We start from the raw sequence: 24,183 nt of genomic DNA, 5'->3' as shown, positions 1-24,183 counted from the left end.
TATTCCGCCCCACCCTGTTCCCGGCCAGCACGGGCATGCCGGCCGAGTGGACCAGGGCGACCTAGGGTAAGTCTCAACGCCCTGATCCGTATTCGTCGGGACCGGAAGTCCGGGGGGAAATCCAGGTCCCTACACCCCGCCTGGCGGGGCGTTTGCCTTAGCTACACCCGCTGGTTGCCCCGCAGGTGTTGCATTTCATGCAGGTGCCGTTGCGCACCAGCGTGTAGTTTCCGCATTCGCCACAAGGATCACCCTCGTATCCCTGCATTTTGGCTTTGGTCCGGGCATCCATCCCGGTAGCCGTTTCGGTGACGACGGTGGTTTCGCTCTTGGTTTCAAAGGTCACGGCCGCCTCGGACAGTCCGGTCGCTTCGCCGGCGGCGCCGTTGAACATCATCAGGTCCTGCGGCAAACGCTTGCGCAAATAACCGGTCGAGCTGATCTGTTTCAGAACCTCCAAGGATTTCGAAGCCGCGCTGTCGCTGATCTCCGAGACGTTCGATACACCCTCTTCTTCGCCACGACCCAAGTCGTCGAATGTTGCGCCCTCGGGTTTCACATGCGCCAGGTCGGTGCGATCGAGGTACGACACGGCCAGTTCGCGGAAGATGTAGTCGAGGATCGACGTCGCGTTTTTGATCGAGTCGTTGCCCTGAACCATCCCGGCCGGTTCGAACTTGGTGAAGGTGAAGGCATCGACAAACTCTTCCAGCGGCACGCCATATTGCAGACCGACCGAGACGGCGATGGCGAAGTTGTTCATCATCGCACGGAAGCCAGCGCCTTCCTTGTGCATGTCGATGAAGATCTCTCCCAACTGCCCGTCTTCGAATTCGCCGGTGCGCAGATAGACCTTGTGCCCGCCCACGATCGCCTTTTGGGTATACCCCTTGCGACGATGCGGCAGCTTTTCGCGGTGACTGCGGATGATCTCTTTGACCACCACCTTTTCGACGACCTTCTCGGCCAGGGTCACGGCCTTTTCCTGGATCGAGCCGCTTTCGAGGATTTCAGCCGCTTCGTCGTCATCCTCGACCAGCGCCGCTGCCAGCGGCTGGCTGAGCTTGGACCCGTCGCGATACAGCGCGTTGGCCTTGACACCCAGGCTCCAGGACAGCTCGTAGGCCTTCTGGCAATCTTCGATCGTGGCGTCATTGGGCATGTTGATCGTCTTGCTGATCGCGCCCGAGATGAAGCTTTGCGCCGCAGCCATCATGGTGATGTGGCTGTCAACACCCAGGAACCGCTTGCCCTTCTTTCCACACGGGTTGGCGCAGTCGAAGATTGCATAGTGCTCGGGCTTCAGATGCGGGGCCCCTTCCAGGGTCATGGTGCCGCAGACATGGTCGTTGGCCGCGTCGATATCCGACTTGCTGAAACCCAGATGGCGCAGCATGTCAAAGGTCGGATCGTTCAGCTTGCTGGCCGGGATGCCCAGGACGCCGGTGCAGAAATCCTCGCCCAGCGTCCACTGGTTGAAGACAAACCGGATGTCGAACGCGCTTTCCAGCGCTGCGTCGATCTTGGCCAGCTCGTTCGGGCCGAACCCGTGACCGGTCAGCGAGGTGTGGTTGATCCCCGGCGCGTTGCCGATGGTGCCATGCCCGACTGCATAAGACACGATCTCCTCGATCTGGGCCGAGGAATAGCCAAGCTTTTCCAGCGCCGACGGCACCGAGCGGTTGATGATCTTGAAGTAGCCGCCCCCGGCCAGTTTCTTGAACTTGACCAGCGCAAAGTCGGGCTCGATCCCGGTGGTGTCGCAGTCCATCACCAGTCCGATCGTGCCGGTCGGCGCGATCACGGTGGCCTGCGCGTTGCGGTAGCCGTTCTTCTCACCCAGGCTCAACGCTTCGTCCCAGGCGCTCATGGCCAGATCGACAAGGCGTTTGTCCGGACAGTTGGCGTGATCCAGCGGCACCGGCTTGACCGACAGCTTCTCATAGCCCTCGGTCACACCCTGGGCAGCGCGACGGTGGTTGCGGATAACCCGCAGCATATGCTCGGCATTGCGCTTGTAGCCAGCGAACGGCCCCAGCTCTCCGGCGATCTCGGCCGAGGTGGCGTAGGCAACGCCGGTCATGATTGCGGTCAGTGCGCCACAGATCGCCCGACCCTCGTCCGAGTCGTAGCCATAACCCATGTTCATCAGCAGCCCGCCGATGTTGGCATATCCCAGACCCAGCGTACGGAAGTCATAAGACAACTGCGCGATCTCTTTCGACGGGAACTGCGCCATCGTCACCGAGATTTCCAGCGTCAGCGTCCAAAGACGGGCCGCGTGCATGTAGTCGGCCGCCTGGAACTCGCCATCCTTCAGGAAGGTCAGCAGGTTCATCGACGCCAGGTTGCAGGCCGTGTCATCCAGGAACATGTATTCCGAGCACGGGTTCGAGCCGCGAATCTCGCCGTCTTCGGGGCAAGTGTGCCATTCGTTGACCGTGTCGTGGAATTGAATGCCCGGATCGGCGCAGGCCCAGGCCGCGTGGCCGACTTTTTCCCACAGATCGCGTGCTTTGACCGTGCGGGCAACCTTGCCGTCGGTACGATTGATCAGCTCCCAATCGGCATCTTTCTCGACCGCCTTCAGGAAGGCATTGGTCACACGGATCGAGTTGTTCGAGTTCTGCCCCGAGACCGAGCTGTAGGCCTCAGAGTCCCAATCGGTATCATAGGTCGGGAACTCGATGCTGTCGTGGCCCTGCTTGGCGTAGTCAAGCACGCGCTTGATGTAAGTCTCGGGGATCGCGACCTTTTTCGCCTCGCGGATCGCCGTTTTCAGCGCGTCATTCTTCTTGGGATCATAGGCATCCGCTTGCGCGCCGTCCCAGGCGCGGATGGCCTCGAAAATGCCGTTCAGCATCTTCTCGTGCATCTTCGATCCGGCAACGATCGAGGCCACCTTCTGCTCTTCGATCACCTTCCATTCGATGAATTGCTCGATGTCAGGGTGATCTGCATCGACGATCACCATCTTTGCTGCCCGACGGGTTGTCCCGCCTGATTTGATCGCGCCAGCGGCGCGGTCGCCGATCTTGAGAAAGCCCATGAGGCCCGAGGACTTGCCGCCACCCGACAGCGCTTCGCCTTCCGCGCGCAGATGGCTGAAGTTGGTCCCGGTACCCGAGCCGTATTTGAACAGGCGCGCCTCGCGCACCCACAGATCCATGATGCCGCCTTCGTTCACCAAGTCATCGTCGACCGACTGGATGAAGCACGCATGCGGCTGCGGATGTTCATAGGCCGATTTCGACTTGGTCAGTTTGCCGGTCTTGTAGTCCACATAGTGGTGACCTTGGGCCGGGCCGTCGATCCCATAGGCCCAGTGTAGACCGGTGTTGAACCATTGCGGGCTGTTCGGCGCGGCACGCTGTGTCGCCAGCATATAACGCATCTCGTCGAAATAGGCGCGCGCGTCCTCCTCGGTCGAGAAGTAACCGCCCTTCCAGCCCCAATAAGCCCAGGCACCCGCGAGGCGGTCAAACACCTGCTTCGAAGACGTTTCGCCACCAAATTCGGCATCGTCGGCCGGAACCGAGCGCCACAGAAACTCGGGCACGTCCTTCTCACGGACTTTTTTCAGTTTGCTGGGAACGCCGGCCTTGCGGAAATACTTCTGAGCGATCACGTCGCTGGCGACCTGGCTCCACCGAGAGGGGACCTCGATGTTATCAAGGCGAAACACGATCGTTCCATCCGGATTGCGGATCTCGGACGTGACGGACACGAAGTCCAATTCTGCGTATGCGTCCTGCCCTGCCTTGGTAAATGTTCTTTCAATCTTCATGTCCGCCGCCCTAGATCAATCAGCCCAAATTCGGTTGTCCGGCACCAATTCCGTTTTCTGGCGGGGTGCCGCCCGCCTTGACCGCCGATCAGGGACGCAAAGGACCGGGCGCTGCCTTTGGCAGCGCGAACCCGTTTGCACGGTTGCACGTCAGTTTGGAGTGCTTTCCGACCCTCGCCCTATGCCAACTCTGGCTATTCCTACCAGATTTAGTGGCAACTCACTCGGCCCATACAATCTGGCGTATCTACCCATAGTTGGTCAACGGCATTTTTTGTCTCCGAACCAAAACTTTTCTGTTGACCGCAAAACCGCAAGATGGGCCAAGACAGAACGCGCCGATTCCTCCACAACGCTGTCCACAAAACCGTGCAGATCGGTCAAATCGGATTTTCTTTTTTCCCGGCCCGGTTACGAGAAAATGGTCACCTGCCCGCCCGTGCCCCATACTGTGAGGAGAATCACCAATCTTCGTGGCAGCGCAACGCGACGCATCACGACACACAAATGACGGAGTGCGCCGTGAGAACCTCGATTATCCGTTTGTTTCCGGTCCTTACCTTGCTGGCCGCTTGTGCGACGCCCGAGCCGGAACAGTCTTCACGCAGCGCTCAGTTCGCCGAATACCCCGATCAGTTATTCAGCACGTTCGAGATCAGCTGCGAAGGTCCGGAGGAACGGTTCACACGGCCCGAGCGCAGCAGTTTCGAGTGCCGTTCCTCTCTGCCTCCGGAAACCACCGCGTTCTTGATCCTCAACTATGACGGTTACCCGCAGGACTTGCCCAAAGGGGTGCGCCGCATGTCTTCGACCCGCAATCAGGCCGGTTACCGGGTCGATGCCGAGTTGTTTTTCCTGGTCCCCCAGAAGGACGGAGCGACGATCAAGGTTCCCGTCGAAAGCTCGGTTCTGGATGATGAATTGACACGGCTCTACCGGTATTTCGGTGGAACTCCGTTGTAAGGAAAGTGGTCGGGGCGGCGAGATTCGAACTCACGACCCCCTGTACCCAAAACAGGTGCGCTACCAGACTGCGCCACGCCCCGGACCGTGCGCCTTCCTAACGGCGTCATTCGGATTTGAAAAGCCCTAACAGGGCCAGAATGCAGGGCCTTGCGAAAAAATTTCGTGCCGCATGACCGTACCCGGTGCGATCGAGTAACGGGCGGCAAGCCCCGCATTCACCTCAAGAACCGCAAAGACCGAATCGCCGCCCTCGATTGGGGTCAGATCCCCCGGTACGGCATCGGAATGAACACGGGTCACCAAACCTGTGCGATCCAGAAAGATCATGTCCAGCGGGATCAAGGTGTTCTTCATCCAGAATGCGACCGGCTGGGGCGGATCGAACACGAACAGCATCCCTTCGCCCTGAGGCATGCTTTCGCGGAACATCAAACCCTTTGCCCGCTCCTGCGGGGAAACTGCCAATTCGACCAGAAACCGGACCTGTGCCTTGTCATTGCGAAGGTCCACCCGGTCAGACCGGCATTCAGCAAAGGCGCCTTGTGACAGAAAAATACTCAGAAGAAGACCGCCCAGAATCCGCATCACGCGCAGCGCTCAGTCATTGAGCGCGGATTCCCACGCAAGCACTTGTGCGGCCATGCGGCCCCGCTTGCCGTCGATGACCCGCATCGCCAGCGCCTCGCCCGGTTGGAGATCCGCCAACCCGGACCGGCGCAGAACTTCGATATGCAGAAACACGTCCTCGCTGCGACCAAAGACATTGGCAAAGCCGAAACCCTTGCTCTTGTCGAACCACTTGACCCGCGCGGCCTCGAGCGGCGCATGCGCGATCTCATTGGGATCCATTTCGGCGAAATCCGCCAGCATCACCGAGTCGGCCCGCTCGGGCGGATCAATGCTCACGACCTCAACCGCTTGAACGCCACGATCGGTGCGGTGAGTCATGATCTCAATGCCCGCGCCATCCGCGACCGAGCTTTGCCCGAAGTTCCTCAGAACGTTCACGTGCAGCAGGATATCAGGACCGCCATCGTCGGACACGACAAAGCCATACCCCTTTGCAGGGTCAAACCATTTTACGTGTCCACGAACGCGGTACATGCTGTTCAGGTCTTCTGGCACGGTGTTCCCATCACGAGATTCAAAGGGTCGTTAGGGGTCTGATGTGTATGGAAACGTCGGGCAAATTCAAGCTGAAAAAATTCAGACATTTCCGGGTGTTGCATTTCACGATACGCGAACGTCATGGATTCAACCTCTGTACGTTCCACTTTTGCTCGGACGGGTCGCGCCGCCAGCGGAACCTGTCGTGCAGCCGAAAGGCACCATCCGCCCAAAACTCGATTTCAACCGGCGTCAGCCTGTAGCCACCCCAGAATTCGGGCCTCGGCGGGTTGGATCCCAGCTTTGCCGTCACCTTTGCAACTTCGGCCATCAAAGCAGCCCGGCTGCTCAGAGGTTCCGACTGTCGCGATGCCCAGGCACCCAGCCGGCTTTTCAGCGAGCGTGACGCATAATATTCGTCGGCCAAGGGACCGTCTTCTTTGGTGATTGTACCACGAACCCGGATCTGACGCCGCAGTGATTTCCAGTGCATCACAAAGGCGGCTTTGCCGGCCGCATCCAGCTCTTGGGCCTTGGCACTGTGATAGTTGGTATAGAAAACGAAGGAGTCCGCCTCGATATCCTTCAGCAACACCATCCGTGCGTTCGGCATACCATCGGGGTCCACGGTCGCCAGGGCAATCGCGTTCGGATCGTTCGGTTCCGTCTTTTCGGCCTCGGCCAACCAACGGGCCGCGATCACGAACGGATCGTCACCGGCAAAGATGCCGTTTCGCTCACTCATGTCCATCCCCTGGAACGAATTGAACATGACCCTACGGCGAGAACCCGCCCCGGGCAAGAGTGCATGGCCTTGATGCAGCGCAATCAATGGCATAAACCAACGCAACACATCGCGACGACAGGCGGAGAACCGAACATGTCAAATCAGTTGATGGCCGGCAAGCGCGGCCTCATCATGGGACTGGCCAATGACAAATCAATCGCATGGGGAATCGCCCGCGCCTTGTCCGAAGCCGGAGCCGAACTGGCTTTCTCTTATCAGGGGGATGCACTGAAAAAACGGGTCGACCCGTTGGCGGCCCAACTGGGGAGCGAAATCGTCCTGCCGTGTGACGTCAGCAACGAAGAGTCGATCGATGAACTGTTCGCAGCGCTGAAAGAGAAATGGGGCAAGCTGGATTTCGTCGTCCACGCCATTGGTTTCTCCGACAAGAACGAACTTCGCGGCCGTTATGTCGACACGTCGCGCGCGAATTTCAAGCTGACGATGGACGTGTCGGTCTACTCTTTCACCGCGGTGATGCAACGCGCCGAGAAGCTGATGACCGACGGCGGCAGCGCCATTACCCTGACCTATTATGGTGCTGAGCAGGTCATGCCGCATTACAATGTCATGGGTGTGGCCAAGGCCGCGCTCGAGGCGTCGGTGAAATACCTGGCCGAGGACTTGGGCAAGGACAACATCCGCATCAACGCGATCTCCGCCGGGCCGATCAAGACTCTGGCCGCCAGCGGCATCGGCGACTTCCGCTACATCATGAAGTGGAACGAGTACAACTCTCCCTTGCGCCGCAACGTGACCATCGATGACGTGGGCAAATCGGCCCTTTATCTTCTGTCCGACCTCAGCAGCGGCGTGACCGGTGAAAACCTGCACGTTGACTCGGGTTATCACATCGTCGGCATGAAAGCCGTCGACGCGCCGGATGTGGAAAAGGGATAAGACCATGAGCGCAAAGGACCGCCTGCCACACGAAAAAGGCTTTCATATCAGCTGGGACCAGATTCACCGCGACTCGCGCGCGCTGGCCTGGCGGCTGGACGGTCAGGGACCGGATGAGGGCGCATGGCGCGCCGTCGTCGCGATCACGCGTGGCGGCATGGCACCTGCGATGATCGTCAGCCGAGAGCTGGACATCCGCACCGTAGATACGATCAGCGTCAAATCCTATCACCATCAGGAACGTGGCGAGGCAGAGGTGCTCAAGGCCCCCGATGCCGATCTGATGGGGGATGGTGAGGGCGTGCTGATCATCGATGATCTGGTCGACAGCGGCAAGACGCTGGAACTGGTGCGCAAGATGTACCCCAAGGCCCATTTCGCCACGGTCTATGCCAAGCCCAAGGGCCGCCCGATGGTCGATACCTTCATCACCGAGGTCAGCCAAGACACCTGGATCTTCTTCCCTTGGGATATGGCCCTGCAATATGTCGAGCCCTATCGCGGCACCGACTGATCCCACTTTTCCACCACAAATCAGCAAGACCGGACACCTGATGACATTGACCCGCACCGCCGCCACCTTCGCCCCTCCGGTGATGGAGGCGCGGCGTTGGCTCGAAGGGGTCACGTTCTCGGAAGACCGCCCGCTGATCAACGTCAGCCAGGCGGCGCCGGTCGATCCGCCGCCGCTGGCGCTGCGGCAGGCGATGGCCGATTTTGCGATCAATCAGGACGCCGCACATCTCTACGGCCCGGTATTGGGCAACCCCGATCTTCGCGCAGAGCTCGCGCGTGAGATCGGCGATCACTACGCTGCCGAGGTTCGGCCGGAGCAGACAGCCATCACCTCGGGCTGCAATCAGGCCTTTGCCTCGGTCATCTCGGCGATCACGGATCAAGAGGATGAGGTCATCCTGCCAACGCCTTGGTATTTCAACCATAAAATGTGGTTGGACATGGCCGGTGTCAAAACGGTTGATCTGCCGACCGGGTCGGACCTGCTGCCCGATCCGGAACAGGCGCGCGCGCTGATCACCAAGCGCACGCGCGCGATCGCGTTGGTCACACCCAACAACCCGGGTGGCGTCGAATACCCGGCGGATCTGGTCCGTGCCTTCTATGACTTGGCGCAACAGCATGGCCTGCGCCTGCTGGTCGATGAAACCTATCGTGATTTCGACAGCCGCAGCGGCCCGCCACACGCGCTGTTCCAGCAGCCCGACTGGGATCGGACGCTGGTGCATCTCTATTCCTTCTCGAAGGCCTATCGCCTGACCGGTCACCGGGTGGGCGCGATTGCCACCGGTGCGCCGCTGCTGGCAGAGGTCGAGAAATTCCTCGACACCGTCGCCATCTGCCCCGGCCAGATGGGCCAGTTCGCGGCGCTGTGGGGGATGCAGAACCTGTCACAGTGGCTGGCCGGGGAACGCGCCGAGATTCTGGATCGCCGCGCCGCAATCACCGAGAACATGCCCCGCCTGACGGACAAGGGCTGGCGGCTGTTGGGTCTGGGGGCCTATTTCGCCTATCTCGAACACCCGTTCGACATGCCGTCGGACGAACTGGCGCGCAGATTGGTCGGTGACGCCGGTATTCTGCTGCTGCCGGGCACGATGTTCATGCCCGATCACGACCCCGCCGGGAAACGCCAGGTGCGCATTGCTTTCGCCAATCTGGACCGCGCCGGAATCGGGCTATTGTTCGACCGCTTGCAGGCTCTGTCCTTCTGAGCTTGCCCCCCGGCATCCCGCGTCGTATTCAGGGCCGCAACAGTCACGGCAGAACCCTGCCGCAAGATCCAAGAGGGCACTATGGCCGCAGGCATTAACAAACTCTCCAAAACCTTCGTCTGGATTCTCATGGGCATGCTGATGCTGGGTCTTGCCGGTTTTGGCGCCGTCAACCTCAGCGGAACGGTTCGCACAGTCGCCCAGGTCGGGGATGAGGACGTTTCGGTCGATGCCTATGTCCGCGAGCTGCAGCGCGAAATCCGCGCAGTCGAGGCGCAGACCGGTCAACCGATGCAGATGTCACAGGCCCGGGAACTGGGGTTGGATCAGCGGGCCTTGGCGCGCCTGGTTTCGCTGGCAGCCCTGAACAATGAGGTCGCACAGCTGGGTGTTTCGATCGGTGATGCCAACCTGCAGAAGGAAATCGTCGGCATTCAGGCCTTTCAGGGCCCTGACGGATCTTTTGACCGCGAAGCCTACCGCTTCCAGCTGGAACAGATCGGCATGACCGAAACCGAGTTCGAGGAAGACCTGCGAAAGGAAACAGCGCGGACAATCGTCCAAGGCGCGATGATGGACGGTGTTGAAATGCCCGCGATCATGACCAAAGCCCTGGCCGACTATGTTCTCGCTCGCCGCAGCTTTACCGTCGCAACTCTGTCGCAGGACGCTCTGACGACCCCGATCCCCGAGCCGACGGACGCCGAGATCCAAGCGTATTACGACGCGAATACCGATCGGTTCACCCTGCCGCGCACCAAAAAGATCACCTACGCCGTTCTGTCGCCGGAGATGCTGCAGGATACGGTCGAAATCGACGAAGACGCGCTCAAGCGTCTGTATGAGCAGCGCAAGGACCAGTATCAGCAACCCGAACGTCGTCTGGTTGAGCGGCTGGTCTACCCCTCGGAGGAAGAGGCGACTGCGGCGATGGCGCAGCTGGAAGTCGGCGGAGCGGATTTTGAGCAGCTGGTACGCGAGCGCGAACTTGAACTGAGCAGCGTCGATCTGGGTGATGTGACCCGCGAAGATCTGGGCGAGGCCGCGGATGCCGTTTTTGCCGCAGAGATTGATCAGGTCGTGGGCCCCCTGCCCTCGGTCTTTGGTCCGGCCCTGTTCCGGGTCAACGGATCGCTGGCCGAACAGAACGTGAGCTTTGAGGACGCCGAACCGGAACTGCGTGCAGAGCTGGCCGGCGAACGCGCCCGGCGCCTGATTGAGAGCCAGGCCGAAGACATCAACGACATGCTGGCCGGCGGCGCCACGCTGGAAGAATTGGCCAACGAAACCGAAATGGAGCTTGGCAAGATTGACTGGACCCGTCAAAGCGATGACGGCATCGCCGCGTATGACGGCTTCCGCCAGGCTGCGCAGGCCGTCCGCGAAGATGATTTCCCTGAAATCGGATTCCTCGAGGATGGTTCGATCTTTGCCCTGCGACTGGACGAGGTTCTGCCGCCGCGCCCCGAGCCGCTGGAGTCCGCACGCGACCGCGTCGCCGCCGCATGGGTACAGGAACAGACAGCCAAGGCGCTTGAGGAACAGGCCAACGGCATCGTGACTCAATTGGCCGTCGACGGTGATTTCACGGCGACCGGGCTGCCATTCCGCGTCGAAAACGCGCTTACCCGGACTGCGTTTCTGGATAACGTCCCGGCCGACTTCATGACCCAGATCTTTGAGATGGAGCCCAATGAACTGCGCGTGATCGCGGGACCGGATGCGGCATTCATCGTGCGGCTGGACGAGGTTCTTCCGCCTGCGGAAACCGACGAACAGCGCCTGATGCAAGAGGCCGCTGCCGCTCAGCTGAACCAGGCACTGGCCCAAAACATTTTCGACATCTATGTGCGCGACGCTCAGACACGCGCGCAGCCGACCCTGGACCAGCGCGCGCTGAACGCGGTTCAGGCCAACTTCTGACCAGAACGAAAATGGCTCTGACACCCGATTTCGACAGCTTTGCCCGCGCCTATGAGGCCGGACAGAACCAGGTCGTTTATACCCGTCTGGCCGCGGATCTGGACACACCGGTTTCGCTGATGCTCAAGCTGACGGGCGCCCAGAAGGACGCCTTCGTCCTTGAATCGGTGACCGGAGGCGAAGTTCGCGGGCGGTATTCGATCATCGGGATGAAGCCGGATCTGATCTGGCGCTGTCGGGGCGAAACCTCGGAATTGAACCGTTCGGCGCGGTTTGATGCGGATGCGTTCGACGCGCAAGATGGCAACCCGATGGACAACCTGCGCGCGCTGCTCGCCGAAAGCCGCATCGACCTGCCCGATGACCTGCCCCAGGCTGCGGCCGGCCTGTTTGGTTATCTGGGATACGACATGGTGCGCCTTGTCGAACACCTGCCGGATGTGAACCCCGATCCTTTGGGCCTGCCGGATGCGATACTGCTGCGCCCGTCGGTGGTTGCGGTCTTGGACGGCGTGAAAGGCGAAGTCACTATTGTGTCTCCGGCCTGGGCCAGCGACGGGCAGTCAGCCAAGGCCGCTTACGCTCAAGCGGCCGAGCGTGTGATGGACGCGGTGCGCGACCTGGAACGCGCAATGCCCTCGGAGTCTCGAGATCTGGGCGAAGCACACGAGATCGCGCCGCCGGTATCCAACTTCACCAAGTCGGGCTACATGGAAGCCGTGGAAAAGGCCAAGGAGTACATCCGGGCTGGTGACATCTTCCAGGTGGTTCCGGCACAACGCTGGACACAAGATTTTCCGCTGCCGCCCTTTGCGCTGTATCGATCCTTGCGCCGCACGAATCCGTCGCCGTTCATGTTCTATTTCAACTTCGGTGGCTTCCAGGTGATCGGCGCCAGCCCCGAAATACTTGTGCGCGTGTTCGGCAACGAAGTGACCATCCGGCCGATCGCCGGAACACGTCCTCGCGGTGCCACCCCCGAAGAGGACAAGGCGAACGAGATGGATTTGCTGGCCGACAAAAAGGAACTGGCCGAGCACCTCATGCTGCTGGACCTGGGCCGCAACGACACAGGACGCGTGTCCAAAATCGGCACCGTCCGCCCGACCGAGGAATTCATCATCGAGCGCTACAGCCACGTGATGCACATCGTGTCGAACGTTGTGGGCGAGTTGGCCGACGACAAGGATGCCCTGGACGCCTTCTTTGCCGGGATGCCTGCGGGCACGGTGTCAGGCGCACCGAAGGTCCGGGCGATGCAGATCATCGACGAGTTGGAACCCGAAAAGCGCGGTGTCTACGGCGGCGGTGTCGGCTATTTCAGCGCCGGTGGCGACATGGACATGTGCATTGCGCTGCGTACGGCCATCGTGAAGGACCAGAAACTGTATATCCAGGCCGGCGGTGGTGTCGTCTATGACAGCGACCCCGAGGCCGAATACATGGAAACCGTGCACAAATCGAATGCCATCAGGCGAGCCGCGGCGGATGCGGCGCGGTTCACCGGATCCGGGAATTCATAAAAAAGGCGGCCAATCTGGCCGCCTTTTCTTCTTTTTCTGCATTGATTACTGGATCTGGCTTTTCATCACCGCCGAGATCGGGGCCAGGGCAACTCGGTTGCCGCGATCCTCAAGCCCCCAGAGCAACAACGCCGAAATTGTCTCGGGCCGCAATCGGCCCAGCATCACAACTGCGCCTTCCTGCCCGGCACGAAAAGCGGCCTGGTCCAGGAACCGGCGCATGACCGTTGGATCCTGACGCGCGCCGTCGATGTCGCGGAACACCACACTGGATGGAATGCCATTCCGCGCGGCCAGCTTTTGGACGGTGTTCAACCCGTTGTCCTGCACGACCAGCCCACGGCCCGTTCCTGCCGCGATGGCAGCCACCTGATCGGCCAACTTGCGGTTGCCCTGTATCCCGGTGTTCACGCCCTCGAGCAGGCCAACGGTTTCAGGCAAGGTTTCAAGCCAGACCGCCAGCGAAACTTCGGCATCCTGCGCGCTGGCCGCCTTTGGCAGGTCGGTCAAGGCAAGAACTTCGAACCCAGCCTCGCGATAGCGCTTCATCTTCTCCGCCGCTTGCGGATCCGAAGGGCTGACCGCAAAGCTCAGCGGATACGGAAAATCCTTCAGCGCCTCAGCCCCGAACGCACCTTCGTCATCGATCAGGATGATCGACATCAGCGGTTTGGCATCCGGGTTGTCAAAGGCGGCGGCATAAGCATCGATCGGCTTACCGGGCATGCCCTCACCCTCTGCCGGCTGATCGGCCGGGGAATCATCGCGTTCGGTCAGCGGGATCACGCGTTTGCCGGCAATCGAAGATGAGGCCGTTGCCTGTTCGCCGCCGATCTGGGGCAAGGTCGCGATCCGGGCCCGTTTGCGGGGCTGCGTGTCTTCGTCCCCCTCGACCGCGATCGGGCTGTCGCCGGTTCCGGTCGGTTGATCCGGCTCAGGTGTCGACGGCAGCGCGGCTGTTTCCGGCGCCGGGGTCGCCTCGAGTTCCGCATTTGCCGCGGTCTCTGGTTCGGCGGTCTCTGGCTCGACGGTCGTGACCTCTTGCGCCGGGGGCTGTGGTGCGGCCGGCGGTGTCGCGTCCACGGTAACGGGCTGGACCTCCTCGTCCGGACTGGAGGGAACCGGTCCGGGCGCCGGGGGCGCGGCTGGCGCGTCGGTCGTCACATCGACCGACGCGGCGTCTCCCGCACCCGGGTCGTTCAGGCCTGCCACGGTGTCACCGACCTGCGGACGATCATCCGGCTCGGCCTGAATGCCATCCAGTCCAGTGGCCCCATCCGCCGTATCGTCCAGCGCCTCCAACGCTCGTGGTGCGATTTCGACAAGATCGGAATCCGGACCAGCGCCCTGCACTTCCGTATCCGCCTTGGGCAGATCGGCTTCCACCGCGGCTGGCGCCGCTGTCTGAATATCCGGTTTGCTGCCAAGTGGCGTGTTCAGGGAAAGCACTGCGCCCAGAACCAACACAACGACCGCGCCGGCGATCATTCCACCGATAAATCCGCCCATCTGTTCTTGCCTCTCGTCTTTCATCCTGCCTCGGCAGCCCGTGCACCGTCTCTGCGGCACTCACCCGTCCGGTCGCCTTGTTGGGGTTGTCCCCTTGACGCTGCCGCACAAGCCTGAGCATGTATGTCCCGACACTATACCGTGGCGCGGGGCTGTATCGCCAGTCCGAATTGCCCAAACACAAGACAAGTGCCAAATGCTGCTGCTGATCGACAACTACGACTCGTTTACCTACAACCTTGTCCACTATTTGGGCGAATTGGGCGCGGAAATGGTCGTGCGCCGCAATGATGCGCTGGATGTGCAGGAAGCGATGGCCATGAACCCTGCCGGCATCTTGCTGAGTCCCGGCCCTTGTGATCCTGACCAGGCAGGGATCTGCCTCGCCCTGACCGAGGCAGCTGCGGAAACGCGCACGCCTTTGATGGGTGTTTGTCTGGGTCACCAGACCATCGGTCAGGCCTTTGGCGGCAAGGTCGTGCGGTGCCACGAAATCGTGCACGGCAAAATGGGAACCATGCATCACACTGGCAAAGGCCTGTTCGCCGGCCTGCCGTCACCGTTTGAGGCGACCCGCTACCACTCACTGGTCGTCGATCGGGATACCCTGCCCGATTGCCTCGAAATCACGGCAGAGTTGGAAGACGGCACCATCATGGGCCTGCAACACAAAGAGCTGCCGATCCACGGTGTTCAATTCCACCCGGAGTCGATCGCCTCGGAACACGGCCACGCTCTGCTGAAGAATTTCCTGAACGAAATGAAAGTCCCCGCATGAGTGACGCGCTGAAACCGCTGATCGGAGCTGCGGCCGATCGCGCCCTGACCCGTGCCGAAGCCGAACAGGCCTTTGAGATCCTGTTTGAGGGCCGCGCCACGCCCAGCCAGATCGGCGGTCTGTTGATGGCCATGCGGACGCGCGGCGAAACGGTCGAGGAATATGCCGCCGCTGCCGCCGTGATGCGCGCGAAATGCAACGCGGTCAAAGCGCCATCTGGCGCGATCGACATCGTTGGAACCGGCGGTGACGGGAAAGGCACGCTCAATATCTCGACCGCAACGGCTTTTGTCGTGGCTGGCGCGGGCGTGACCGTGGCCAAGCACGGCAACCGGAATCTCAGCTCGAAATCCGGGGCCGCCGACGCATTGGGACAGATGGGAATCAACGTGATGGTCGGGCCGCAAGTCGTTGAAAAGGCTTTGCAGACCGTCGGCATCGGGTTCATGATGGCGCCCATGCATCACCCGGCCATCGCCCTTGTCATGCCCACCCGGCAAGAGCTTGGTACCCGAACCATCTTCAACATCCTTGGCCCCCTGACCAACCCCGCCGGTGTCAAGCGGCAGCTGACCGGAGCCTTCAGCCGCGACCTGATCCGACCGATGGCGGAAACCCTTGGTCTGCTCGGGGCCGAGCACGCCTGGCTGGTACATGGCTCGGACGGGACCGACGAGTTGACGATTACTGGCATCAGCTGGGTCGCGTCGCTTGAGGACGGACGGGTGAAAGAGGTCGAACTGCATCCCGAAGATGCGGGCCTGCCGGTTCATCCGTTTGAAGATATTCTGGGCGGAACACCCGAGGAAAACGCCGTCGCGTTCCGCGCATTGCTGGATGGCGCGCCGTCGGCCTACCGGGATGCGGTCCTGCTGAACGCGGCTGCGGCCCTTGTGGTCGCCGAAGCTGCACCGGACCTGAAACAAGGCGTCGAAATGGCCGCCGAAAGCATCGACAGCGGCAAGGCGAAAGACAAGATTGCTGCTCTGGCACAACTCACACAGGAAGCCGCATGACCGAAACCGTTCTGGATAAGATCAAGGCCTACAAGCTGGAAGAAGTCGCCGCCGACAAAGCCCAAGTTCCCCTTGACGAGGTCGAGCAACAAGCCCGCGAAGCGTCTGAAACGCGCGGCTTTGTGGATGCTCTGCGCACGGCCAGTCGCCGTGGTTATGGCCTGATCGCCGAAGTCAAGAAGGCAAGCCCGTCCAAGGGTTTGATCCGTGAGGATTTCGATCCGCCCGCGCTGGCAAAAGCCTATGAAGAAGGTGGCGCCGCCTGCCTTTCGGTTTTGACCGACACACCCAGCTTTCAGGGCGCCAAGGAGTTTCTGACCGCCGCCCGGGCTTCATGCTCGCTTCCGGCACTGCGCAAGGACTTCATGTATGATCCCTATCAAGTGGTCGAAGCGCGGGCACTGGGTGCCGACTGTATCCTGATCATCATGGCATCGGTCGACGATCAGCAAGCCGCCGAACTGGAACAGACCGCGTTTGATTGGGACATGGATGTCCTGATCGAGGTACATGACGAGGCCGAGCTTGAACGCGCGGCCGATCTCAAAAGCCCTCTCATCGGGATAAACAACCGCAATCTCAAGACATTCGAGACCTCACTTGATACCACTCGCCGCTTGTCCAAGCTGGTTCCCGCTGACCGCATGATCGTGTGCGAAAGCGGGCTGAACACCCCGGAAGACCTTGCGGATATCGCCCGCTATGGTGCCCGGTGTTTCCTGATCGGAGAAAGCCTCATGCGGCAGCAGGACGTCGCCGCCGCGACCCGTCACATTCTGTCGAACCCGCTGGTGCCGGGGGTCATGTGATGCCCTTGACGCATTTTGACAGCGACGGCCAGGCCCATATGGTCGATGTATCGGACAAGGACACGACAAACCGCGTCGCCGTTGCCGCGGGTTACGTGAAAATGGCGCAACAAACCTTTGAAATTATTTCCGAAGGCCGCGCGAAGAAGGGCGATGTTCTGGGGGTTGCCCGGTTGGCCGGGATCATGGGGGCAAAGAAGACACCGGACCTGATTCCGCTGTGCCATCCCTTGCCTGTCACCAAGGTGTCGGTTGACCTGACATTGGACCCGGACCTGCCGGGCGTGCAGATCGAAGCGACGGTCAAGACCACTGGACAGACTGGCGTCGAGATGGAGGCCCTGACAGCCGTGTCTACCGCAGCACTGACCGTCTATGACATGGCCAAAGCCGTTGACAAGGCAATGGAAATCGGCGGCATCCGCGTTCTGCTGAAAGATGGCGGCAAATCAGGTCGTTACGAGGCGAAATGATAACGGTTGAAGAAGCCCGACAGCTGCTGTTCGGCCTGGTAGCCACCATGCCCGAAGAGCAGATTGCGCTTGCTGACGCGGCCGGTCGAGTGCTGATGCGGGATGTAAAAGCCGAGCGGGACCAACCCCCGTTTGCCGCCTCTTCAATGGATGGATATGCGCTGAAGTCAGCCGAAGTGGAACGTCACGCGATGTTCAAGGTCATCGGTGAGGCCGCCGCTGGCCAGCGTTTCACCGGCAAGGTTGGCCCGGGCCAGGCGGTTCGAATCTTCACCGGGGCTCCGGTCCCCGACGGGGCAGATTTCGTCGTCATCCAGGAAGATACCGACCTGCGCGGCGATCTGTTGACGATCACGGAAGAACCCGGCCAAAAAACCAACATCCGACCGGCAGGCGTGGACTTCACCATCGGCGATGTAGTTAGTGCGCCGCGAGTCCTCTCGCCCGAAGATCTTGCATTTCTGGCGGCGATGAATGTTCCAACCGTCTCCGTGGCCACCAAACCTCAGATCGCGCTGATCGCCACGGGAAACGAGCTGGTCATGCCGGGCGAAACTCCGGGACCTGACCAGATCATTGCCTCGAACTCGTTTGGCATCAAAGCGTTGCTCGAGAAAGCCGGCGCACATGTTCGCATGTTGCCAGTGGCACAGGACACCCTGTCATCGCTGGAAACCGCGTTTGGCTTGGCCGAAGGCTCCGATCTGGTCGTGACAATTGGCGGAGCGTCGGTGGGTGACTACGACCTTGTGGCCGAAGCATCGCATCGGCTGGGGCTCGAGCAATCCTTCTACAAGGTCCTGATGCGCCCCGGCAAGCCGCTGATGGCCGGGCGGCTGGGTGATGCGGCGATGATCGGGTTGCCCGGCAACCCGGTCAGCGCGATGGTTTGCGGATATCTCTTCCTGGTCCCCTTGGTCAAAAAGATGCTGGGCATCCAGACTGTTGACCCGATACCCCATCAGGCCATCCTGTCAGAGGCCCTTCCACCAAACGGCCCGCGCGAGCACTATATGCGCGCTCGATTGGAAAGCGATGGGATACGCGCATTCCAGGATCAGGACAGTTCGCTGCTCAGCGTTCTGGCGCGGTCGAACGCCTTGCTGATGCGCCCTCCAAACGATCCCGCACGGGCTGCGGGGGAAACGGTGTCCTACCTGCCGATTTAGGTTCAGCCGGCAAATCCATTGACACAAAACGTGAACATGCGTAGAACAAAAGAAAACGCATGGGCAACGAGGTGTGAGCGATGCTGACCAAGAAGCAATTGGATTTGCTGGAATTCATCCACAAACGCGTTCAGGCGGACGGTGTTCCACCCAGCTTTGACGAAATGAAAACGGCGTTGGACCTGAGATCCAAATCCGGCATCCATCGGTTGATTACTGCACTGGAAGAGCGTGGGTTCATCCGGCGTCTCGCCCACAGGGCGCGCGCGATCGAGATCGTGAAACTGCCCGAGAGTCTTGGAGGCGAGCCGACCGCCGGCTTCACGCCCCGCGTGATCGAAGGTGACAAGCCCAGCATGCCCCGCCCCGCCAATGTCGATCCTGTGTCGGTGGACGCTCTCGAACTTCCGGTGATGGGCAGAATTGCCGCCGGTGTTCCTATCGAGGCGATCAGCCACATTTCCCATCATGTTGCGGTACCGGGCACGATGGTATCGGGCCGTGGCGAACACTATGCCCTTGAGGTGCGGGGAGACTCCATGATCGACGCCGGTATCAATGACGGGGACGTGGTCGTGATCCGCGAAACGTCTTCGGCAGACAATGGCGACATTGTCGTGGCTTTGGTCGAAGATCAGGAGGCAACCCTGAAAAGGTTTTTCCGGCGCGGCCAGGCGATCGCGCTCGAGGCCGCCAACCCCGCTTACGAAACGCGGGTATTGCCCGAGGATAAGGTCAAGGTTCAAGGGCGTCTCGTCGGACTTATTCGGACTTACTGAAGCCGTCGGGCCGAGCCGGTGACCAAAGGCGCGGCCCCGTCGCATCAGCGCTGCTGAACATCTTTCCTTGGCGGATCGCAAGGCTGCCGGTCTTTCGCAGTCGGTCAGGATCAAAAACGGCGCAGTCACCGGTCAGTTTGATCGGCACGGCAGAGACCACGAGTTCGCCCGGTCGGCAAACGGTGACCTGCTGCGCCGCGCGCTTGCCCGTGATGTGGACCAGCTGGAAATCCTCTAAAGGATATCGCTGAACAAGATCTGGGGCCGATGGCCACCGGCCCGCAGCCTCCGGCTGGGTTGCTCCGTCTCCATCGTTTTCAAGCCAGACCGAAGCGACGAACCCAGCGCCTTTTTCCTTGCTCAACGCGCGGCCCTTCTCGGTCATCACCCCGACCAAACCACCTGAATCGGCGATCAGCACCTCGGGCCGCTGGCCTTGTCCCCAGAATACTGCGGCGAATGCCATCAGAAAAACTCCGACCCAGCGGCTGCGTCCCTGCCACAAAATGACCCACAGCGCACCCAAGGAAAACAGCGGCAGGACAAAACCGGGCGAGCTGGCAACGAAGCCCCGTGCACCATCGAGGCCGGACACCCAGTCCGAGACGGCCAGGATCCACGCCAGTCCGATACCCATCACATGGATCGCAACGGCCTCGAGCCCGAAAGGCGCGAGGATCGCTGCCAGAACTGCCGAGGGAACCACGACGGATCCCATAACCGGCACGGACAGGGTGTTGGCCAGCAAGCCGTAGTGCGACACCATGTTGAAATGTGCCGCACCAATTGGGGCCGTCGCCAAACCAGCGACCGCCGAGGAGCACAGAAGCCCACCCACCGGGCGCAACCACTTGGGTACTCTTGGAACCTCGACGTCGCGAAGGGCACCGAAAACCGCGACCAGTGCTGTCGTGGCGGCAAAGGACATCTGAAAACCGGGGCTGAGCAATGATTCGGGGCGAAGAAACAGCACCAACAGCGCGGCAACCGCGACGGCCCGCAAAGATATGGCACGCCGATCGATCAAAACCGCCCCAAACAGAACCGATACCATCACGAAGGCGCGCTCGGTCGCGACATTGCCCCCAGAAAGCAACAGATAGAGCGTTGCAGCGATCAGCGCGCAGACCGCGGCAACCTTGCGAACCGGCCACCGCAACGCCAACGCGGGCAAGGCCGCAAGCAGTACCCGGCAAGTCACAAAGACGAACCCTGTCAACAACCCCATATGCAGGCCTGAGATTGCAAGCAGATGAGCAAGGTTCGACGCACGCAAATTGTCCAAAGCGGCGGCGCTGATGCCGCTGCGATCCCCGGTCGAAACAGACGCGGCAAAGCCGCCGACATCACCTGGCAGCACTTCTCTCACTCTGTCGGAAATGGCCATGCGCACGGCAGCGACACGCACCCCGGCCTCAAAGCGGGACGGAGCGGCAGTGACCACTGGCGTGCGCGCGTATCCGACCGCGCCCAAGCGCTTAAACCAGGCATGTCTGCGAAAATCAAAGCCGCCGGGTTCGACGGGACCTTGCGGCGGTGACAGATGGGCCGTCGTCATAACGCGTTGCCCTGGCACAATCGGTACATGGTCGCCATGCAACGAAAGTCGGATGCGCCGCGGGGCTTGGTCCGACGGCACGTCCCCGATCCGTACCTGGTCCAGCGTAACCCGCAGCGCATCCGAAGCAGAGCGATCCAACGCCACGACCCTCCCCTCAACCGGGCCGTAATAGCGCCATTTCAAAACCGGCTCTGCAACCATGTGAGCGCGAGCACCCGCCAGGATGAACCCAACGGCGACCAGCGCCCCCCCTATTGCCAACGGAGCCCAGGCAGACGACATCCGGCGGCTGGCCCAAATGGCAAGCAGGGCCAACCCGGACAGGCCCGAATAAATCCGCGCATCCGGCTCGAACCGGATTGCGAAATACAGGCCTATGCCGATGGCCAGACAAACCGGAGACCAAGGCAAAAGGTGCCCTCGCTGGTTTAGCAACGCACCTTCGACCCACGCCACAACACGCATGGTTGCCCCCGTCCTTGAGGCTCGTTAGACAGGCTCGACTCTACGCTCAACGCGGTTACCAAAAGGTTAATCACTATAATGTCCGATCAGGTCGTCACCCGATTTGCACCCTCGCCCACCGGCTATCTGCACATTGGCGGAGCCCGTACTGCGCTGTTCAATTGGCTTTACGCCCGTGGTCGAGGCGGAAAGTTCCTGCTGCGGATCGAAGACACGGACCGCGAACGGTCAACGCCCGAAGCGACCGAGGCTATCCTCAAGGGCATGAGCTGGCTCGGGCTCGACCACGACGGAGATGTCATCAGCCAGTTCGAGGGCGCAGTTCGTCACGCCGAAGTCGCGCATCAGCTGCTGGCAGAAGGCAAAGCATACAAGTGCTTTGCGACCCAGGAAGAAATCGCGGCCTTTCGTGAACAGGCCCGGGCCGAGGGCAAGTCGACCCTGTTCCGCAGCCCGTGGCGCGACGCCGACCCTAGCACACACCCCGACCGCCCCTTCGTTGTGCGGATCAAGGCTCCGCAGGATGGCACAACCGTCATCCGCGACAAGGTCCAAGGTGACGTAACCATCCGAAACGATCAGCTGGACGACATGGTCCTCCTGCGTTCGGACGGCACACCGGTCTATATGCTGGCGGTGGTCGTTGATGACCACGACATGGGTGTGACGCATGTCATTCGTGGCGACGACCACCTGAACAACGCGGCGCGGCAGATGATGATCTATGAAGCCATGGGCTGGAAAGTTCCGGTCTGGGCGCACATCCCGCTGATCCACGGCCCTGACGGAAAGAAACTCAGCAAGCGGCACGGCGCATTGGGCGCGCAGGAGTATCAGGCCATGGGCTATCCTGCCGCCGGTATGCGAAACTATCTGGCGCGCCTGGGCTGGAGCCACGGGGACGACGAGTTCTTTACCGATGAACAGGCCAAGGAATGGTTCGACCTGGACGGAATCGGGAAAAGCCCGGCGCGGTTCGATCTGAAAAAGCTCGAGAACTTGTGCGGACAGCACATCGCCATATCCGATGATGCTGCATTGCGGCAAGAAATCGAAGAATATCTGGACGCCGCTGGCCTGCCTGCGCTGACAGAAACACAATCGGGTGATTTGGAACGTGCGATGTATTGCCTCAAGGATCGGGCGCGTACATTTCCGGAACTCCTTGAAAAGGCGCATTTTGCACTGACTTCGCGACCGATCGAGCGCGATGAGAAGGCAGAAAAGGCGCTGAGTTCTGTATCCGACGGTATACTGGATCAATTGACGCCGCAGCTGCAAAATGCTAGCTGGACCCGGAACGAACTGGAGGAGACCCTCAATTCGTTTGCCGAGGCAAACGGGTTGAAGTTCGGCAAGCTGGCTGGCCCCCTCAGGGCTGCGTTGGCGGGTCGGGCCGTCACACCTTCGGTTTTTGACATGATGCTCGTGCTAGGTCGGGATGAGACCATTGCACGGATTTCTGATGCAGCGGCACAGTCCTGACTTCACATTCGGGTAACGCTGCTCCGCTACGACCTGACTCGCGCAGACTTGCGCGATCACCGCCCGTTTTGTCGGTCAGCGAGCCGGCATTCGTATGATTGAGGAAGGGAAAACATGACCGAGAGCAACAAGACAGCGACTCTGACCGTCCACGGAAAAACCTATGAGTTGCCGGTTCATTCGCCAACGGCCGGACCCGACGTAGTCGACATCCGCAAGCTCTACGGTCAGGCCGGCGTGTTCACCTACGACCCAGGCTTCACTTCGACCGCAAGCTGCGACAGCACCATCACCTATATCGACGGTGAAAAGGGCGAATTGCTGCACCGTGGCTATCCGATCGACCAACTGGCCGAGAAATCGCACTTCCTCGAAGTGTGCTTCCTGCTGCTGTACGGATACCTGCCCAAGGCCGACGAACTGGAAGAGTTCGAAACGACCATCACCCGCCACACCATGATCCACGAGCAGATGCACTATTTCTTCCGTGGCTTCCGCCGCGACGCGCATCCGATGGCTACGATGGTGGGCGTGGTCGGAGCCATGTCGGCTTTCTATCACGACTCGACTGACGTGGGCGACGAGCGCCAGCGCGAAATCGCGACGCACCGCCTGATCGCCAAAATGCCGACAATTGCGGCGATGGCATACAAATACTCGATCGGTCAGCCGTTCATCTACCCGCGCAATGACTTGGACTACGCGTCGAACTTCCTGTACATGTGCTTCGCCGTTCCGGCCGAGGACTACGTCGTCAACCCGATCCTCAGCCGCGCCATGGACCGGATTTTCACCCTGCACGCCGATCACGAGCAGAACGCCTCGACCTCGACCGTGCGTCTGGCTTCGTCGTCGGGCGCGAACCCGTTCGCCTGCATCGCGGCCGGTATCGCCTGCCTCTGGGGCCCGGCGCACGGCGGCGCCAACCAGGCCTGCCTCGAGATGCTGGAAGAGATCGGCAGCGTCGACCGCATCCCCGAGTTCATCGAACGCGCCAAGGACAAGAACGATCCGTTCCGCCTGATGGGCTTTGGTCACCGCGTGTACAAGAACTTTGACCCGCGCGCCAAAGTGATGAAGCAGTCGGCCGATGAGGTTCTGGACTTGCTGGGCATCGAGAACAACCCGAAACTGCAGGTCGCCAAGGCGCTTGAGAAACAAGCACTGGAAGATCCGTATTTCGTCGACAAGAAGCTGTTCCCGAACGTCGATTTCTACTCGGGCATCATTCTCGAGGCGATGGGTTTCCCGACCTCGATGTTCACCCCGATCTTCGCGCTGTCGCGCACCGTTGGCTGGGTCAGCCAGTGGAAAGAAATGATCGCCGATCCTCAGAACAAGATTGGCCGCCCGCGCCAGCTGTACCTGGGCGAAACTCTGCGCGACTACGTCGACATCGAAAACCGCTGAGACAGA

The 24,183-nt window shown here is 60.8% G+C and carries 20 protein-coding genes and 1 tRNA gene; 14 read left to right on the top strand and 7 right to left on the bottom strand.

Translation table 11 applies throughout. The annotated features are described in order from the left end of the window. Positions 1-157: 157 nt before the first annotated feature. Positions 158-3,787, bottom strand: coding sequence for a vitamin B12-dependent ribonucleotide reductase (locus ACR0LD_RS04325; RefSeq protein WP_480635692.1), 3,630 nt, complete (start codon positions 3,785-3,787; stop codon positions 158-160). A gap of 522 nt (positions 3,788-4,309) precedes the next feature. Between ACR0LD_RS04325 and ACR0LD_RS04320 the strand changes: the two genes are divergently transcribed. Beyond that, a complete protein-coding gene (locus ACR0LD_RS04320; RefSeq protein WP_367647303.1) occupies positions 4,310-4,750 on the top strand; it encodes a hypothetical protein in 441 nt (146 codons plus the stop codon). A gap of 6 nt (positions 4,751-4,756) precedes the next feature. Here the strand turns inward: ACR0LD_RS04320 and ACR0LD_RS04315 are convergent. The 4 genes from ACR0LD_RS04315 to pdxH all read right to left on the bottom strand — a co-directional run bounded on the left by ACR0LD_RS04315 (position 4,757) and on the right by pdxH (position 6,605). Beyond that, a tRNA-Pro gene (locus ACR0LD_RS04315) sits at positions 4,757-4,833 on the bottom strand. Positions 4,834-4,876: 43 nt separating this feature from the next. After that, positions 4,877-5,338, bottom strand: a complete 462-nt coding sequence (locus ACR0LD_RS04310; protein WP_480636279.1) for a DUF192 domain-containing protein — start codon at positions 5,336-5,338, stop codon at positions 4,877-4,879. 12 nt (positions 5,339-5,350) lie between these two features. Further along, entirely contained in the window at positions 5,351-5,878 is a 528-nt protein-coding gene (locus ACR0LD_RS04305; protein WP_093962172.1) for a cold-shock protein, read from the bottom strand. 121 nt (positions 5,879-5,999) lie between these two features. Further along, positions 6,000-6,605 (bottom strand): pyridoxamine 5'-phosphate oxidase, encoded by a 606-nt coding sequence (gene pdxH / locus ACR0LD_RS04300; protein WP_170338455.1) that lies wholly within the window; start codon positions 6,603-6,605, stop codon positions 6,000-6,002. A 135-nt stretch (positions 6,606-6,740) separates the two neighbouring features. On the opposite strand from pdxH, the gene fabI reads away from it, so the two are divergent. From fabI to trpE, 5 genes are all read left to right on the top strand, one after another. Beyond that, a complete protein-coding gene (fabI, locus tag ACR0LD_RS04295) occupies positions 6,741-7,547 on the top strand; it encodes an enoyl-ACP reductase FabI (protein ID WP_170338454.1) in 807 nt (268 codons plus the stop codon). 4 nt (positions 7,548-7,551) lie between these two features. Further along, positions 7,552-8,061, top strand: a complete 510-nt coding sequence (gene gpt / locus ACR0LD_RS04290) for a xanthine phosphoribosyltransferase (protein ID WP_149774418.1) — start codon at positions 7,552-7,554, stop codon at positions 8,059-8,061. A 40-nt stretch (positions 8,062-8,101) separates the two neighbouring features. Further along, positions 8,102-9,277 carry an aminotransferase gene (locus ACR0LD_RS04285; protein ID WP_480635691.1) on the top strand — a complete coding sequence of 392 codons (1,176 nt, stop codon included), beginning with the start codon at positions 8,102-8,104 and terminating at the stop codon, positions 9,275-9,277. A gap of 81 nt (positions 9,278-9,358) precedes the next feature. After that, on the top strand, positions 9,359-11,200 hold the full coding sequence (locus ACR0LD_RS04280) for a peptidyl-prolyl cis-trans isomerase (RefSeq protein WP_480635690.1): 1,842 nt from the start codon (positions 9,359-9,361) through the stop codon (positions 11,198-11,200). 11 nt (positions 11,201-11,211) lie between these two features. Continuing rightward, the gene (gene trpE / locus ACR0LD_RS04275) at positions 11,212-12,723 is read left to right on the top strand and encodes an anthranilate synthase component I (protein WP_480635689.1); all 1,512 of its coding nucleotides are present in this window, start codon (positions 11,212-11,214) and stop codon (positions 12,721-12,723) included. A 45-nt stretch (positions 12,724-12,768) separates the two neighbouring features. Here trpE and ACR0LD_RS04270 read toward each other — a convergent pair whose 3' ends face one another. After that, a complete protein-coding gene (locus ACR0LD_RS04270) occupies positions 12,769-14,232 on the bottom strand; it encodes a divergent polysaccharide deacetylase family protein (RefSeq protein WP_480635688.1) in 1,464 nt (487 codons plus the stop codon). Between the two features lie 196 nt (positions 14,233-14,428). On the opposite strand from ACR0LD_RS04270, the gene ACR0LD_RS04265 reads away from it, so the two are divergent. From ACR0LD_RS04265 to lexA, 6 genes are all read left to right on the top strand, one after another. Then, positions 14,429-15,010, top strand: coding sequence for an anthranilate synthase component II (locus ACR0LD_RS04265; RefSeq protein WP_170338975.1), 582 nt, complete (start codon positions 14,429-14,431; stop codon positions 15,008-15,010). Continuing rightward, positions 15,007-16,026, top strand: a complete 1,020-nt coding sequence (gene trpD / locus ACR0LD_RS04260; protein ID WP_480635687.1) for an anthranilate phosphoribosyltransferase — start codon at positions 15,007-15,009, stop codon at positions 16,024-16,026. The genes ACR0LD_RS04265 and trpD overlap by 4 nt, the downstream gene beginning before the upstream one ends. Next, the gene (gene trpC, locus ACR0LD_RS04255) at positions 16,023-16,835 is read left to right on the top strand and encodes an indole-3-glycerol phosphate synthase TrpC (protein ID WP_480635686.1); all 813 of its coding nucleotides are present in this window, start codon (positions 16,023-16,025) and stop codon (positions 16,833-16,835) included. The genes trpD and trpC overlap by 4 nt, the downstream gene beginning before the upstream one ends. Then, a complete protein-coding gene (gene moaC / locus ACR0LD_RS04250; RefSeq protein ID WP_170338969.1) occupies positions 16,835-17,308 on the top strand; it encodes a cyclic pyranopterin monophosphate synthase MoaC in 474 nt (157 codons plus the stop codon). The genes trpC and moaC overlap by 1 nt, the downstream gene beginning before the upstream one ends. After that, positions 17,305-18,477 carry a molybdopterin molybdotransferase MoeA gene (locus ACR0LD_RS04245; protein WP_480635685.1) on the top strand — a complete coding sequence of 391 codons (1,173 nt, stop codon included), beginning with the start codon at positions 17,305-17,307 and terminating at the stop codon, positions 18,475-18,477. Before moaC ends, ACR0LD_RS04245 begins: the two co-directional genes overlap by 4 nt. An 80-nt stretch (positions 18,478-18,557) precedes the next feature. Beyond that, positions 18,558-19,256, top strand: a complete 699-nt coding sequence (gene lexA / locus ACR0LD_RS04240) for a transcriptional repressor LexA (protein WP_170390251.1) — start codon at positions 18,558-18,560, stop codon at positions 19,254-19,256. On the opposite strand, the gene ACR0LD_RS04235 is transcribed toward lexA, so the two are convergent. Beyond that, on the bottom strand, positions 19,240-21,282 hold the full coding sequence (locus ACR0LD_RS04235; protein WP_480635684.1) for a ComEC/Rec2 family competence protein: 2,043 nt from the start codon (positions 21,280-21,282) through the stop codon (positions 19,240-19,242). The genes lexA and ACR0LD_RS04235 overlap by 17 nt on opposite strands. Before the next feature lie 78 nt (positions 21,283-21,360). Here ACR0LD_RS04235 and gltX point away from each other — a divergent pair, with 78 nt between their 5' ends. Together gltX and gltA are read left to right on the top strand one after the other, a co-directional pair. Beyond that, positions 21,361-22,767 carry a glutamate--tRNA ligase gene (gene gltX, locus ACR0LD_RS04230; RefSeq protein WP_480635683.1) on the top strand — a complete coding sequence of 469 codons (1,407 nt, stop codon included), beginning with the start codon at positions 21,361-21,363 and terminating at the stop codon, positions 22,765-22,767. A 114-nt stretch (positions 22,768-22,881) separates the two neighbouring features. Next, on the top strand, positions 22,882-24,177 hold the full coding sequence (gene gltA, locus ACR0LD_RS04225; protein WP_170338439.1) for a citrate synthase: 1,296 nt from the start codon (positions 22,882-22,884) through the stop codon (positions 24,175-24,177). Positions 24,178-24,183 lie beyond the last annotated feature (6 nt).

This window comes from Ruegeria sp. BF8, from assembly GCF_056538625.1.
Note: the sequence above shows the minus strand (reverse complement) of the source record. Positions and strands in the feature narration are given on the sequence as shown.